The organism is Sinobaca sp. SA16-1 (assembly GCF_059510515.1).
This window is the reverse complement of record NZ_JCAKFL010000002.1, coordinates 175256-189483: the sequence shown is the minus strand read 5'-3', so window position 1 is coordinate 189483 and position 14228 is coordinate 175256. Positions and strand designations below refer to the sequence as shown.

At 39.5% G+C, this 14228-nt stretch carries 13 protein-coding genes and 1 pseudogene; 9 read left to right on the top strand and 5 right to left on the bottom strand.

What is annotated here, in order from left to right; translation table 11 throughout:
* Window positions 1-829 precede the first annotated feature (829 nt).
* From AC5W2J_RS05045 to AC5W2J_RS05035, 3 genes are all read left to right on the top strand, one after another.
* Window positions 830-1291, top strand: a complete 462-nt coding sequence (locus AC5W2J_RS05045) for a DUF2512 family protein (RefSeq protein ID WP_496058400.1) — start codon at window positions 830-832, stop codon at window positions 1289-1291.
* Window positions 1292-1755: 464 nt separating this feature from the next.
* Window positions 1756-2496: a Na-translocating system protein MpsC family protein gene (locus AC5W2J_RS05040; RefSeq protein ID WP_496058399.1), complete on the top strand. Its 741-nt coding sequence runs from the start codon at window positions 1756-1758 to the stop codon at window positions 2494-2496.
* A 174-nt stretch (window positions 2497-2670) separates the two neighbouring features.
* The gene (locus AC5W2J_RS05035) at window positions 2671-2964 is read left to right on the top strand and encodes a hypothetical protein (RefSeq protein WP_496058398.1); all 294 of its coding nucleotides are present in this window, start codon (window positions 2671-2673) and stop codon (window positions 2962-2964) included.
* Window positions 2965-3342: 378 nt separating this feature from the next.
* Here the strand turns inward: AC5W2J_RS05035 and AC5W2J_RS05030 are convergent, their stop codons facing one another.
* Complete coding sequence (locus AC5W2J_RS05030; RefSeq protein WP_496058397.1) at window positions 3343-3843, bottom strand: hypothetical protein; 501 nt, start codon at window positions 3841-3843, stop codon at window positions 3343-3345.
* A gap of 477 nt (window positions 3844-4320) precedes the next feature.
* Here AC5W2J_RS05030 and AC5W2J_RS05025 point away from each other — a divergent pair, with 477 nt between their 5' ends.
* Window positions 4321-4536, top strand: coding sequence for a helix-turn-helix domain-containing protein (locus AC5W2J_RS05025; protein ID WP_496058396.1), 216 nt, complete (start codon window positions 4321-4323; stop codon window positions 4534-4536).
* Between the two features lie 192 nt (window positions 4537-4728).
* Here AC5W2J_RS05025 and AC5W2J_RS05020 read toward each other — a convergent pair whose 3' ends face one another.
* Entirely contained in the window at window positions 4729-5643 is a 915-nt protein-coding gene (locus AC5W2J_RS05020; protein ID WP_496058932.1) for an EamA family transporter, read from the bottom strand.
* 945 nt (window positions 5644-6588) lie between these two features.
* On the opposite strand from AC5W2J_RS05020, the gene AC5W2J_RS05015 reads away from it, so the two are divergent.
* The 3 genes and pseudogenes from AC5W2J_RS05015 to AC5W2J_RS05005 form a co-directional block, all read left to right on the top strand.
* Window positions 6589-7344, top strand: a complete 756-nt coding sequence (locus tag AC5W2J_RS05015; protein WP_496058395.1) for a hypothetical protein — start codon at window positions 6589-6591, stop codon at window positions 7342-7344.
* Between the two features lie 375 nt (window positions 7345-7719).
* Entirely contained in the window at window positions 7720-8073 is a 354-nt protein-coding gene (locus AC5W2J_RS05010) for a hypothetical protein (RefSeq protein WP_496058394.1), read from the top strand.
* A 334-nt stretch (window positions 8074-8407) separates the two neighbouring features.
* Window positions 8408-8476: pseudogene (locus AC5W2J_RS05005) on the top strand (excalibur calcium-binding domain-containing protein); the annotation flags it as partial.
* A gap of 449 nt (window positions 8477-8925) precedes the next feature.
* Here AC5W2J_RS05005 and AC5W2J_RS05000 read toward each other — a convergent pair.
* Both AC5W2J_RS05000 and AC5W2J_RS04995 read right to left on the bottom strand, forming a co-directional pair.
* Entirely contained in the window at window positions 8926-9354 is a 429-nt protein-coding gene (locus AC5W2J_RS05000; RefSeq protein WP_496058393.1) for a helix-turn-helix domain-containing protein, read from the bottom strand.
* 755 nt (window positions 9355-10109) lie between these two features.
* On the bottom strand, window positions 10110-11144 hold the full coding sequence (locus AC5W2J_RS04995) for a zinc-binding dehydrogenase (protein WP_496058392.1): 1035 nt from the start codon (window positions 11142-11144) through the stop codon (window positions 10110-10112).
* Between the two features lie 301 nt (window positions 11145-11445).
* Between AC5W2J_RS04995 and AC5W2J_RS04990 the strand changes: the two genes are divergently transcribed.
* Entirely contained in the window at window positions 11446-11856 is a 411-nt protein-coding gene (locus AC5W2J_RS04990; protein WP_496058391.1) for a MerR family transcriptional regulator, read from the top strand.
* Between the two features lie 282 nt (window positions 11857-12138).
* Window positions 12139-12717, top strand: coding sequence for a DapH/DapD/GlmU-related protein (locus tag AC5W2J_RS04985; RefSeq protein ID WP_496058390.1), 579 nt, complete (start codon window positions 12139-12141; stop codon window positions 12715-12717).
* Window positions 12718-13258: 541 nt separating this feature from the next.
* Here the strand turns inward: AC5W2J_RS04985 and AC5W2J_RS04980 are convergent.
* The gene (locus AC5W2J_RS04980; protein WP_496058389.1) at window positions 13259-14155 is read right to left on the bottom strand and encodes an AraC family transcriptional regulator; all 897 of its coding nucleotides are present in this window, start codon (window positions 14153-14155) and stop codon (window positions 13259-13261) included.
* Window positions 14156-14228 lie beyond the last annotated feature (73 nt).

Here is a 14228-nt window from a genome sequence, read left to right as displayed (position 1 = left end):
CATTTCATTAATTTACAAATTATATTACATATGAAAAAACATAGAAGATAGAGACGGAAATGGGGGGAAAATAGCGTATAAAAATCATAGTAACCCTTTTGAGATCATACTATTATGAGTAAACAACGAAGGAAGAGAGGAATATAGTCCGGCCCAAAAACCTATCTGCATGTTTAGAGAGAAAGCGTAAAAAAAGTTTAAATATTTAGAATAAAAAGACAAAAATGTTTATAAAATTTGAAGAAGGGTAAAAATATATTATCCTTCTCTAATTCCTTTGGGGGGGTAGTTGCTGATTCGATTGAATGGAATATAGCTTGCCAGTCATAAGTAACTTCCTCCTTTTTTATTCTCCCCTAATAAGAAGAGAATAAAAGAAAAAATAAACCTGCTGAGTGTTGCTATCACTTAAAGAAGGGTTTATTTTTTTGTCTTTATGAATAGTAACTATCATTGCATGAATGGGCTTATCGATAGGAACTACAAATGAAGCAACGAGACGGACCGTCCGGAAATCCCATGAGCTGTGGTCTTTCCATGTGAAGGATCGTCATCGTTTCTTTGGATAAGCACAAAACAGGAGCTGCCCTTTTCTTATCATGTAAACAGATGATACATGTTTCAGAGGGATTTTTTACATCTGAAATGATCTTGTTTGCCAATAGACCGGCTGTTATTAGAAGAATCAATGCCTGCTAATAGGTCGAGAAGGGAAAGTGGCCTTTTTCGGCTTATTTTTAATAGCTTCATCCAGCAATCTGTATAGAGCAGCAGAAGCATAGTCGTTGAAACCAAGGGGTTATCAAATAAAATAGAAAAGAGATGAAAGATGTTGAAGCATGTAAAAGCACTTAGCATGAAATTTCCTATGGTAACTATTGTCCTGTTAATCGTCTTGACGGGGTTTTACAATGTGGAGATCGGTAACACACTGCTTATTAGTCTGGTTTTAACATTGCTGGCTTATTTGCTCGGAGATCTAATGATTTTCCGCAAAAAGGAAGGTCGTTCCATTCAAACCGCCACGGATCATATCACCCGATCCGGCCCGGATAGTGCTCTTGCAGACCATATAAAACGTAATGTTATGGCAACGGTTGGTGATATCGTCCTGGCCTTTCTGGTAATTTGGTTAATGGGAGAATTCATCCTTGCCGCCAGTGAAGACATCTTACAGGCAGCCCTTATTTCCGCTCTAATCATCGGCGGAGGAGAGTGGTTTTTCCATAAATACCTGGATCGAAATGTTTTCTTTAAAAGAGACCGCGATAAAGCGACCTTGAACCGGTAAATAAAAGGAGTGTTGTAATTGGGGAAAACAAGAGTGGGATTTTTAAGGAGTACAGAGTTGAGAAATCGAGGCCTATTCATTCATTAATGATAGAGATAGGGAGATACAGATGGACCGTAAAAAAAGTACTGCATGGTTCCTACGTTTAATTAATCTTTAGCTTGCTTTGCTTTTCATACCTGGTAGATGTATGGCAACGAAGTATTAAGAAAGCTATTCTACATTCTTTATCAAAGATATTTTTATACGATCTATAAAAATTTGCTCCATTTCTTTCTTGATTAGTGTAGGAAAAGAGTTCGTTGGTTTATACTAAAAGCGAAAGGGGCAAACAAAGGTTCCTTCTCATTGAAGTGATCACATGTCTGTTTCCCGGGGAGCAGGCGTGTGAGCTTTTTTGTTTAGAGGGTTTTAGAAAAAGGTAAATACAATAAAGGATCATTCATGAAAGGGGGCTACCTTGCATGCCTATACACGAAGAAAACGAACAGCAGGCAGCAAAACGGTTAGGGAAAATGTTTCAAACGCAGTTTGGGAAAGGTCCTGAGAGCATATACGTGATGATTACGCCCCCTTTTGTAACGATTCATTTGAAAGGCTTTTTAGCTCCTATGGAAGAGGTGTTATTGCACCAGGACAAGGAGCTGCAACTAGAACAATTACGCGAACAGATGATGATTAAAGTTCTCCCTGTGATTCAGCAGATTGTGGAGGAAGAAACCGACGAGAGTGTTCTGGACATGTATTACGATTGGAATTTTCGGAAGAATAAGAAATGCACGGGGATGGTTTGGATTTCGCTGGATGTTTCCCCAAAACAGCTGGATACGTTTTCTTGGCCCAAAGAATTAAATCAAAATATGTTTCGCCGTGAGATTATTGCGCTTAGCAAAAAAGTGCAGAAGGAACCGGAGGAAACCAATCTATTTTGGTTAAGCCCGCGACTGATTTTAGTCGAACGAATTGGCATCTTTGTGGAAATTGAAAACGCATTGATCGAACAAAACTATGGCGAAACCTTAAAAACTGTAAAGCGACCGCTGGAAAAAAATTTATTTGCCAAGCATGTGCTGGAAAGTCTGTTACAGCGAACGATCGAAGAAACATTTGTCGATTGGCATTTCCAGAAAGATAAAGGATATTTACTGATTGGTTTAGAAAATTCGAAAAAAAATAAAAATGAGAAAAAAGAAAACCAAAAATAGGTTGATATTACAAAGGAAGTAAGATATAACTAAAGGAATCAAGAAAATAACGGCTCTGCCGTTCTATAAAATATGGTTCTGACAACAAACAAGGACGTTTGTTGCCCAAGCCACATCTCCTTCCCAGGGCAGATGTGGCTTTTTTTCATGGAATAATAAAAAGGAGGAATACCCATGACACCCTTCGTTTTTGTCCATGTTGTTCAAAAAAATGAAGTACTAGTGGGCACCGTAGAAGAAATGGAGGCTGTCACAGGACAGGTAATGGACCATTCATTTACAGACATGCAAAAACTGGTGCAAGCCCTCCATCTTTATCGTTCGCAGGAAGTAATTATTACGTTTATCTCTTATCCTTCCGCTTTGCAACAGGAATGGGAAAAAGATGCTTGTACCTTAGAAAAAACCTCGATCTATATAAGTAATGCGCCTATAGGCCCGCAGGCTAACATAAGAAATCATTCATGATTCAATTTTCTTTAATAATGGAAAAACGAAATATGGAAAAGTTGTCGCAGTCAGTGAGTGATATACCTTGATGCAGAGCTGTCAAAATGACATTAATGCGGTGAAACAGTACGCTGGAGAGGCAAGGGTAGACGATCACACATGATAAAAGGCATGAGAAAGGCTCCGGGGAGATTTTACTCCAGAACTTTTTGAAATGCACGAGAAATACAGAAAAGCGATGAAGCGGGGACGCGTTTTTTGAACGCCCTCTATTACGCTTCTTTTTCTTTAGGAAGAATTTTTTCCATGAAAAAAGCCGTCAAGAACGTTCTTTTCTCGACGACCTGCCTAAAGCTCGTTGTTTCTTGTCTATTCCTATCCTTTTTTATCGTCAACCTAACGAGAAGTAGGAGATGAAGGGTCCTCATTGGCTGAAGACGAATTGTTTTCTTGAGCAGCTTCTGTTGCTCCCTGGACGTCCCCTTTTGCTCCCTGTATTTCCTCTTTGGTTTCTTGAACGGTGGTTTCTTTGACTTCTTTTAATTCCTCACCGGCTTCTTTAGCCGTTGAAGCGACATGTTCTGCTTGCTCTTTCACCTGTTGGGTCTGCTGCATGAGATCCTTTCCCTGTTTTTCATAAATCTCCTGAAGGCTTGTCGCGATGGTTTTAACAAGCGCCACGATTCGTTGAAAACGGTTTTTGAGTTCTTCTTTATCGACCTGGTCATTCGCTTCTTTTGCTTTTTCTTTTAATCCTGGTCCTTCGCTTGAACTACTCGAACGGGACCGTTTTGTCAGCCAAACAATGCCCCCTCCTATAGCTGCAATAGATAGCAGAATTGCCGGAGCCGTTTTTTTCGTTTCATCGGTTGATGTCTTTTCTTGATTCGTTGTCATCTGAATTCCTCCTTTTGTTATTTAGCAGAAAAGTGTTGGCATCATCCATATAGACAAACATTAGTAACCGTAAGATCTATGGATTTTCTCCTGTTCTTTACGCTTTTACCGTTTAGAAAGGACCTAAAACCTTTTTCTTGTTTTATAGGAAACACAGGCATAAGATCAGTAGATAGATCTTTTTTTTAAAGCTTTCCTCCCTTGCGCCTTTGTTGTAAGAAAAAAACGGAAGGGCCGCCTCTTCTCTATTGGGGTATCCCTTCCATAGCTCCTATTATATTTTCATTGAGGTATGATGTGAGTAAAAACAAGGGTCAAGAAGAGAACAGAAGAGCAGCCCATAACATAGAGATGAAGCATCTCATACGGCGTTTAGGTGTTTATATACGAAGGTAAGGGTTCAATTAAATAAGGTAGGATGAATAATAGAACAACATGGATTAAATCAGGCTTAGGCATGATAAAGAAAGGAAGAGTATGATGAATGGCAAAAATATAAAGTTTTATCGTCAAAAAGACCAGCTATCCTTGTCTGACTTAGCTCAAAGGGCCAATGTATCCGTTTCTTATTTGAGCACACTGGAAAAAAATAAAAACGCTAATCCAGGTCTTTTACTCCTAACTAAACTTTCTGAAGCCTTGAAGGTCTCTATAGAAGATTTAATTTATGGCCCTTCTCACCGTCGTATATAACTCCATAGCTTGTGAAGCGATAGTATAGTGAAATAGGAAGGGATAGTTCCCGTCTCCAGGTTGTTGATCAATTAAGAACCCTGGGAGGCAAATATGGCAGCAATAGCTAAACATAAAAAGATAATCTGGGAGGAAGCAAAATCACCAATTGTAAGCTTGTAAGGAAGGACTAAAACAATGGCTAAGGTCTTTTTACGGCTGGGAGACTTTTAATTTCGGCTGCAAAAGTGCAAGCATCACAACCATGATCAGAATACAAGCGGCGCCGATCCATTGAAAGAGACCAAAAGGTTCCTGCAGCCAAAGTACCGTAGCCAACACGGCAGCAAGGGGCTCCAAACATCCCAGCAAACTAGTTTCTTTAGCAGAAAGGTATTGCAGGCTTTCAATGTAAAACCAAAAAGCAAACATCGTGCCAAACAGAATAACGAATACCAAATAACTAACCCCTTCGAAAGAGAGGACGGCATGATTGATCTGCCAGAAAGGATGGACGGTGCTTAACAACACTCCTCCTATGGTCATGGCCCAGCCAACAATTACTAGAGAATCAAATTGTTTTAATAACGGGACGGCATACAAGGTATAAAAAGCTAGGGAAACGCCGGATAGCACGCCCCAAATAATGGATGGAGCAGGCACAGATAACTGAGACAGTGACCCATTAGTTAATAGAAAAAAACAACCTGTGCTGGCTAACGTGAGTGTCCATCCGTCCTGACGAGTAAATACCGTTTGTTTTCGAACGAGCAGGTAGATGATAATCATGGCCGGAGCCAGGTATTGAAGAAGGGTAGCCACCGCTGCATTTCCTTCGTATATCGAAGCCATGTAAGTGTACTGAACGGCCAGCATGCCGCCAATTCCAAACAAGAGAATGGCAAACGCGGTAGCAGGCGTTCGCCAGATCTGAAAAATTTGAGACCGTTCTCCTGTTCCCCATTGAATAATCAATAAAGCCACGCCTGCCAAAAGCAATCGAACAGCGACTAACCAATTGACTTCAATAGAAAAATCTTGAAATAGCTTTTGTGATACGGTACCTCCCAGCCCCCAAAAGGAAGCTCCCAATATAACCAACATTAAACCTTTATTTCTAGAATGCATCACGGAATTTCTCTCCTAACTATCATGATAGTATGACTGTAAAACAATGTAGGCGAAATAAATACCAAAGCGCAATAGTTGGTTATGTAATGTCTCTAAAAAAGCCATATCTTGTCCCGAGCAATGAGAGAATCGAATGACATAAAAACATACTCATAAAACAATAAACATATTCATTTTCGTATAAGCGGTGATTTAATCAACAAAATCTTCGAACGCTATCGAAGGTATCGTAATTACCGATCAACGCTTGAAAGGACTGATGCGTCACAAAAACGCCTATGGATCGTTCGGAAGGGGAAGCAGCCGGTTATCGTGATGTATTAAACCTTGTCTAGTCTTCCTATAAGAAGATCCCAATCGCAGATAACATGATCTTACAATTACATAAAGAATTGTATCAATATATTCCTTTTGTATTTCATTAGATTTTAATAAGTTGCATTATGTAAAGTGTTTGTAAAGATTTGGCACCATTCATAGGCAGAGAAACAAGAGCATGATACATTAACAGTGGGTCCACCACCCTTCCCTCCAAACTGCCCTTGGGAACCGTTCTTTTTGTGTTTGGCTGCTCCAAAAGGGGCAGTTTTTTTAATTTTTTTCACCAAACTAAGATTGATTCTTATGATGAAAATAGGTGATAGAAAAAGGAGAAAATAATTTGATCAATCAGCTTAAATGAAACAAAATTTGGTATAAAAACTTAACGTTAACTGAAAAATAATTAAAGAACGAAATTCTATGATGAGAAAGAGCCCTTTTGTTTACCAGTCTAACAGTAGGGAGTGGGTTTCCGGAACATGTAGAATATAAACCGGTACCGATTGCTATAACGCTTGCAAGTGTAATACTGTTAACCGGCGAAAAAAATGTCCAGCGTACATAGTATCCTTTTAAATTAGGTGATCTAGTAAGCAGTAAAAGAAATCCAGGAGGAACAACATGACAATTATCAGCCAGCCATTGCGTTTGATCTATTTGAAAAGTTATAAAACAGGGGGCACCTCTACGGAAATTGCTTTTATTAGAAAAGCCCATGAGAGAATAACAGCGTATGCGACCGCAAAAGATATTGGCAAATATGGGTTTGCAGAACGAAAAAAAGGGCATTTTTTTACAAAGTGGGGCTATAACACCGATATAGGCAGCTCGCAAAAGATAATCGATACAGGAGCGAAGATCTTTCTGCGGAAAACAGGAAGCGGCGGGCCGCTGCTGCAGCATCAGTCGGCGGCAGATGTAAAGCATCTCATAGGAGAAAAAACATGGCAGAAATCATATAAAGTAGCTAACATACGAAATCCCTGGGATCTAGTAGCTTCTGACTATCGCTGGATTAGGAGCGGACGGGCAGGAAGATCGGAAAAGCGGGATATGTCTTTTCCGTATTTTGTCCAGATGATTACAGAAGAAGAAGTGCTTCCAACTGGTTTTAAAAAAATAGGAGAACTGCTTGATCCTTTCGTTTATGATGAACAAGGAAAAGCCTGTGATTTTTACATACGATTCGAACAGATAGAGCAGGATTTAATAGACGTAGGAGAAAAGATTGGTCTGTCTGCCATGAACTTGCCGAAAGAAAAAGTATCCAATAAGAAAAAAATAAACTACCGGGACTATTACGATAAAAAAACAGAACAATTGGTACACGACCAATTTCGAAACATTATCCGTGATTTTAATTATTCTTTTAGATAAAAATGGCAAATATGAAAAAGCTATTTCTTTATGATTTATGGAGAATGGGAAAGCAGGTACATTAAAATAGAAGCAAGACATCTTCCCAAAGTACAAATACAACATATCTACTTTAGAGGAGGTTTTTAAAGCAGGTGGATAGATGGTAGGAACCTCCACTCTGTTCACAAAAGTACGATTTTAAACATAAAAAGGGAGAGAAGGGGCTTATTAAAGCATGCCTTTTTCTTTTTTTTGATGCCTAATCTGATCGGACACCGTTGGTATTTGAGAGCAAGTTACACCCGGAGGCAGGGGAATTGGGAAGCCTTTCGTAATTTTTTTAGAATATAATAGTGTTTATAAAAAAGTTAATGTAAAAAAGAGGTGCTAATAATGAATGTAGAAAAAGTTGTTTTGGATGGCATAGAATTTATTTCAACATACCTCCAAGTATTTAAAAGAAATTTAGATAAGAATTCGAGTAATCATGATTTTAACGATGTTGTATTGTACGGTTTTTACCATCAAGGCCCTTCGATGGCGTTGGGTAATAAGAGAATCCAATTCGAACAGATCGAAAAGGAAATCAAAGTAATAGCTAGCGATTATAGAAAAAATTACGATGAAGATGATCAAGTAATAGATATATTATTTATACCCCATAATGATACTACGTTAGAGAGCACGCAGTATGGCAAAAAACTAAATAAAGAACTTATGGACGAATATATTAAACAGATCATCTGAGTATAAAACAAATATTTTTTTTAGAGTATTTATTATTTCCTACAGAAGTAAAGAATAAAAACCGTTGGATCCTAACTCCAAGCATTTTACCCTTTGGTTGATACTTTATGAGTAGTCTCCCTTTAAATGATGGAAAAAGGGGAATGGTCATGAAGCATTTTCTTGGTTGGGTCGCTTTCATAGAAAACGTTGGTTTTCGATTACCAAGAGAACGGATTTCAATACGGGAAAGAAGAAAAACCAGAGCCTCAATCAGAGCCAAAGTCAGAACCTGAACCAACACCCACAGAATAAAAAGTAGAAACAGACGTGCATTTTAAAACCTGATTAAAAAGGAGACCCTTGGTATGCGAAGCATCTAGATCGCGATGGAGATGGCACAGGGTGTGAATACTACTTTTGAAGACTCGAAATAAAAGCAAAATTTTACAGAAAAAAAGAGAGAAGAGATGCTTTTCAGCCTCTTCTCTTTCTATATTTAATTGGCTTTTAACAACCACGATTATGTTAAGTGTTCAACGAGCAGAGGAGTGGGGTAAGGAGATAGAGGCTTATTCGTGAAGAATAAAAGCGTATCAATGAGGGACTGTTGGTATGAAAAGTGGAAAAGATTATCCTTTTTAAAAACGTAGAGGCTGCAAGTATAGAAAAAGAGCTCACCCTTGTGGGTTAGCTGCGTATGATTAAAAGAAATTAGATGAAATTGATATCGGTGACTAATTCCCAAAAGATAAAATAAAATATTCTAAAAATTATAATAGCAACGCTTGATTAGTAAAGAGCTGATAGGCTTTTTAACGATTTAAAGGTTAAGCATCAGTCCTTTACCGCGCAGAATGGAATCTATCCAGCTTAGAGTTTCGTACCAATAAAGACTAAGTAATCTTTAAAACGCTGTTTACTCATGTCCGATTGAATCGCTTCTTGGATTAACCGATGCCATTCTTCATCTAAAACCACCTTTTGCTGGGCAGGGGGAGGGTCTATAAGTAAGGCAGACACAGAGACACCAAGAACTTGGGCGATCTTTTCTATTATTGTAATAGAAGGATTGGACTTAATACCACGCTCTATCACGCTGAGATACGATTTCGACACCGCTGCGTGTTGAGCTAAATCCGCCAAAGTCATGTTTTTGTTTTGACGATGTCTTTGAATTTTTTCCCCGAGCATGGCCAAACCATCTCCTTTATCTGTTCTTTTAATCGACCTGCCTGCAGGTCGAGAGGTTGTTCCTTGTTTTCTTTCGGAAGAATGTGGAAGCCTTTTTCTCCCATCCATCTGTCATCCTAATGCGGCTCCCAGCGTGTATAGTCGCCTCCACTTTCTAAGACAAGGTCTGCTGAAGTGTCGAAAGAACCCGATAGAGGAATACTAACTAAATGACGAGAGTATTTTTTTGGTCTTATCACCAACGAGAAGTCACTTCCAGACCTCGCCGGTTAAAAGTTAAAGTCAGTTTAAACCTTGGAGTGAACTCTAAGTCAAGGAATACTTTTTCTGGCCATTATAGTCCTTTATAAAAACATGACAATTGTCTAGAGTAGTTGGGTTCTAATTTAATAATAATCCCGAGATATTTTAGATAGTGTTTGGTAAGATGAATGTGAAACACTTAAAAAATCAGCAAAAGAAATAAGTCATCGGAACAGTAGAGAGGCGGCAGTAAAAGTGAATCTGCCAACTCATACGCTACGATAAAGCAACCCTTGAAAAACATAAGAAAAAATGATAGAACAAAAAATAAATCTAAATAAAGTATTTAAGAAAATAGATAAAAAGATGGAATACTTTGACGAGCTGGGAGAAAAACAAAATAATCGTGTACTAACTTTCTAATAATCATATAATTATGAAAAATAGCACTTTCACAATGTATCCAGTGAAAGTGCTATTTCCTTTAAACCTTCTTTATGGCCTTTCATAGATTACAAATAAGGCTTTTGTCTCAAGAGACTTGCTGATTTTCTCTAACGTTTCATTTTTAATTTGTATTGGAATCCGTAATGTCTTTTTGGTTGGAAAAATGAAAATCTTTAAGGTCTGATTAACACTTTTAGAGCTTCACGGTTGTCCATGGCACGATATCCGTCGGGCACATGGTCGAGATCCACCGTTACGTCAAACACCCGGCCGGGCTCAATGGTTCCATCGAGAATATCCGGCAGCAATTCCTCCATGTAGGCACGTGTTGGGGCAGGTCCGCCCGTCAAGGTGATATTCCGTCCAAAAAGACTCATAAAGCCAACGGCTGCCTCTTCATACTGAGGTACCCCGACGCGGCTGATCACGCCACCAGCACGCACAGCACCCACACTCATTTCATACGCAGGCATCAACCCAACGCACTCGAGCACGACGTGGGTTCCTTCGCCATTCGTCAGCTCGTGAACTTTGGCAATGCCTTCGTCTCCTCGTTCCGACACCACATCGGTAGCCCCAAACTCCATCCCAAGGTCGGTCCGATCCTTATGGCGGCCCATAAGAATGATTTGTTTGGCACCAAGTTTCTTAGCGGACAGTACAGCAAGAAGACCTACCGCTCCATCTCCAATAACGGTTACCGTTGTATCTTCATTCACGCCGCCCATGATCGCTGCATGGTAGCCGGTGCCGTACACATCAGACAAAGTCAGGAGGGACGGCAGTAAAGACGAGTTTTCGTCAATGTCGTCAGGCAGTTTGAACATGCTTCCCTGTGCTTGGGGCACCAGGACAAATTCCGCCTGAGCTCCCGTCATAAAGCCTCCGTTCACACAAGAAGTCATTAATCCTTCCTGACAGAATGGACACGTATTATCCCCATAAGCAAAAGGAACAACGACCAAATCGCCTTTCGTGAAGCCGGAAACGTCAGAACCGAGTTCTTCAATTCGTCCAAGTACTTCATGTCCCATTGCTTCGCCTTCCCCATGATCGTGGGCGTGCATATTGCGATAAGGATGCAGATCGCTTCCGCAAACGCAGGCAGCAACGACTTTTAAAAGAACATCCGTAGATTGCTTCAATTCTGGAACCGGTAATTCTTCGACCCGGACATCTCCAGCTTCGTACATAATATTTGCTTTCATATAACATCTCCACCTTTTTTTGTTTTTCCTCTTATTATCAATTTAAAAGAGAAACCTTAAATTAATTTCTCTTATAAATTGTATGCTACAGTTTAGAGTTAACTCTAAGTCAAGCGCTTTATTTTAATGAATGGTAAATATCTTTAGTCATGAAAGTCATTCAAAAACTTTTGTCCTACAAGGATCAAATAGACTGGTTGTTTTTTTCAAGACTTTTTGACGCTACATAAAAAACGTGGTAATTTATTTGTGTAGTTGGAGTTAACTAGAGGTTTGATTGATATGGAAAGGAAGATAACGGATGAAAACATACTCAATAAGCGAAGTGGCAAAAGAACTGAATCTTACGGTGTATACGTTGCGCTATTATGATAAAGAAGGGCTCATGCCTTTTATAGAAAGAAAAGACAGTGGGGTACGGGTGTTTAATGAAGCAGATATTGGAGCGTTGAAAATTATTGAATGCCTAAAATCGACAGGCATGCCCATTAAAGAGATTAAACATTTTATTGATTGGTGTGCGGAAGGAGATTCCACCCTTCAAAAAAGGTACGATATGTTTATGGGACGAAAAGCTGCGGCAGAAGCGCAGATTGAAGAACTAAAAAAAACAATGGCTCTTATTGAACATAAATGCATGTACTACAAAACGGCATTAGAAGCAGGAACAGAAGAGGTTCATAAGAAAAATAAAATTGAAATTACTCATTAATTAAACCCCTCGGTACTCATAAATTCATTTATGAGTACCGAGGGGCTTTTCTTAGTTCGTAAGTGACCAGCTAATTCATTTAGGATTAGAAACTACCTTCTTGAACTAGAGTTAACTCTAGGAATTAAAATGGTGTTATAAGGGACCAAGAAACAATAGAAATGTAGAAAAGTTTGTACATTTTTAACAAATTAAAAAATAATAGACAAAAGGTAAATCTGTTATTAGTCAAAAATTATTAAATGAGTATCAATAAAAGAAAAAATATAAAGGAGAGTTTGAATGAATACTAATGATCTTTTAGCCCACCTAAATCGTGGAGAATCAGTTGAAGGCGGTACCGAGATGCACCAAATGATGCATAATCTATCGCAGGAAGCATTGAAGTTGACCAGTCAGTTAAATGGACAGTATCACACACCGGAAGACATTCAGGCACTTTTTTTCCAGTTGATTGAGCAACCGGTAGATCATACATTTGCTCTCTTTCCCCCTTTTTATACAGATTGCGGAAAAAATATTAAGATGGGCAAGAATGTTTTTATCAACTCCGGCTGCCGCTTTCAAGATCAAGGAGGCATTACCATTGGAGATAGGGCTCTTATTGGACATAATGTTGTTTTGGCTACCTTAAATCACGATATTGATCCTGCCAAGCGCAGCACGATGCATCCTGCGCCTATTACAATCGGAAAAGATGTCTGGATTGGAGCAAATGCCACCGTTCTCCCCGGGATAGTCATTGGAGAGGGGGCTATTATCGCGGCGGGTGCAGTAGTGACCAAAAATGTACCCTCCAATGTTATTGCAGGCGGTGTGCCAGCGAAAACGTTAAAAAAAATTAAAACTACCCAGGAGTGAATGGGGGCTGGTATCCTCATGCACGTGGCAATGTGACCAGATCATCTATGCTATCTTTGACGACCTTTTGTCTTTGACACATATAAATAAAATCATTCCGCATCCCATTTTGTTTATAGTAGGTTAAATGTACATTCTACCTATTTCAGCGGAACGGCCTATAAAAATGCGGTAGAACCGAAAGAGGTCTATACCATTTCAGATGTAAATCACGTTGATATGTATGATCAGGCAAAAAAATTCCTTTTGATAAGCTGGCGGCATTCTTTTTAAAAAGTCTATAGATAAGTATTGTTGATAGGAGAGAAATTTAAACAATGAAAAGACAGGAGAGTAGAGGGTAACCTAGAAATCATCAAGGGAAAGATCCTAAATCTTACCGCTAAACCGCAAAAAGGAAATGGGAATTACTGCGATAAAATTATAATTTCCTAAGAAAAAGATCCAGTATGTTATTCAGCGAATAACATACTGGATCTTTTTTTGTTTAGTGCAATACAATATTTTATTGCTCAATTCCTGACTCTCTTCCTTTATTTAATTAAGCGTATGTTTCTTTTAAGCGGGTGACATCGACTTTGGGTGGGAGGCCGAACAGACGGGAGTATTCCCGGCTGAACTGCGATGGGCTTTCATACCCCGTTCTAAAGGCCGCTTCAGCTATATCCAGAGACTCCGTTACTAATAAACGCCGGGCTTCCTGAAGCCGCAACTGTTTTTGAAACTGCAGGGGACTCATGGCTGTGAGCTCTTTAAAATGCCGATGCAGAGAAGACACGCTCATATTCGCTTTTTCAGCAAGCTGATCTATTGGAAAAGATTCTTTGTAATGATGGAAAATATAGTGAATCACTTCTCTTATGCTGGAAGCATGATGGTTATCGGCTATTACCTGCGCCAGTGTACTGCCATATGGCCCTTGTAAAATCCAATAGATAATTTCTTTTTGTAAGAGAGGGGCAAGGACCGGAATATGGTTCGGATTGTTCAGTAAGGCAGCCAGCCGCTGGACGGCATCGAGTAAAGGAGGTGCGGCTTCGCTGATAAACATCGCCCGTTTCGTAGGAGTTCTCCGGTCCAACGTAATAGGAAGTTCCTTGACGACTTCTAAAATTTGGCTTGGGGTCCATTCAAGTTTGAGAGCTAAGTAAGGGGAGTCAGATGAGGCTTTAATGACCTGCCCGGTTACAGGAAGATCAACGGAAGCCGCAATGTAATGGCCGGGGCCATACAAAAAGCGTTCCCGACCCAATACTACTTCCTTTTCTCCTTGGAGGATAATGCAAAAAGACGGTTCATTCACCCTGGGAATAGGTTCTGTCCTTACCGATTCACGAATGAAAAACATAGAGGGAATGGGGGTAGGATGCACCCCGTCCTCCCGGACATGATTTTCGATAATGGAAGTGATTTTACATAGATGCATCTTGTCTGCCATACTACCTTCTCCTTAGGGGGTTTTCCAATTAGTATAGCGGATAACCATGGAAGAAGGGAATCGATTTGAGAGG

Bases quoted from the DNA above. Each gene is read 5' to 3' on its own strand.
- AC5W2J_RS05015 (WP_496058395.1), top strand. From the start codon at position 6,589: ATGACAATTATCAGCCAGCCATTGCGTTTGATCTATTTGAAAAGTTAT.
- AC5W2J_RS05030 (WP_496058397.1), bottom strand. From the start codon at position 3,843: ATGACAACGAATCAAGAAAAGACATCAACCGATGAAACGAAAAAAACG.
- AC5W2J_RS05045 (WP_496058400.1), top strand. From the start codon at position 830: ATGTTGAAGCATGTAAAAGCACTTAGCATGAAATTTCCTATGGTAACT.
- AC5W2J_RS05020 (WP_496058932.1), bottom strand. From the start codon at position 5,643: ATGCATTCTAGAAATAAAGGTTTAATGTTGGTTATATTGGGAGCTTCC.
- AC5W2J_RS04990 (WP_496058391.1), top strand. From the start codon at position 11,446: ATGAAAACATACTCAATAAGCGAAGTGGCAAAAGAACTGAATCTTACG.
- AC5W2J_RS05010 (WP_496058394.1), top strand. From the start codon at position 7,720: ATGAATGTAGAAAAAGTTGTTTTGGATGGCATAGAATTTATTTCAACA.
- AC5W2J_RS05025 (WP_496058396.1), top strand. From the start codon at position 4,321: ATGATGAATGGCAAAAATATAAAGTTTTATCGTCAAAAAGACCAGCTA.
- AC5W2J_RS05035 (WP_496058398.1), top strand. From the start codon at position 2,671: ATGACACCCTTCGTTTTTGTCCATGTTGTTCAAAAAAATGAAGTACTA.
- AC5W2J_RS05000 (WP_496058393.1), bottom strand. From the start codon at position 9,354: ATGGATGGGAGAAAAAGGCTTCCACATTCTTCCGAAAGAAAACAAGGA.
- AC5W2J_RS04995 (WP_496058392.1), bottom strand. From the start codon at position 11,144: ATGAAAGCAAATATTATGTACGAAGCTGGAGATGTCCGGGTCGAAGAA.
- AC5W2J_RS04985 (WP_496058390.1), top strand. From the start codon at position 12,139: ATGAATACTAATGATCTTTTAGCCCACCTAAATCGTGGAGAATCAGTT.
- AC5W2J_RS04980 (WP_496058389.1), bottom strand. From the start codon at position 14,155: ATGGCAGACAAGATGCATCTATGTAAAATCACTTCCATTATCGAAAAT.
- AC5W2J_RS05040 (WP_496058399.1), top strand. From the start codon at position 1,756: ATGCCTATACACGAAGAAAACGAACAGCAGGCAGCAAAACGGTTAGGG.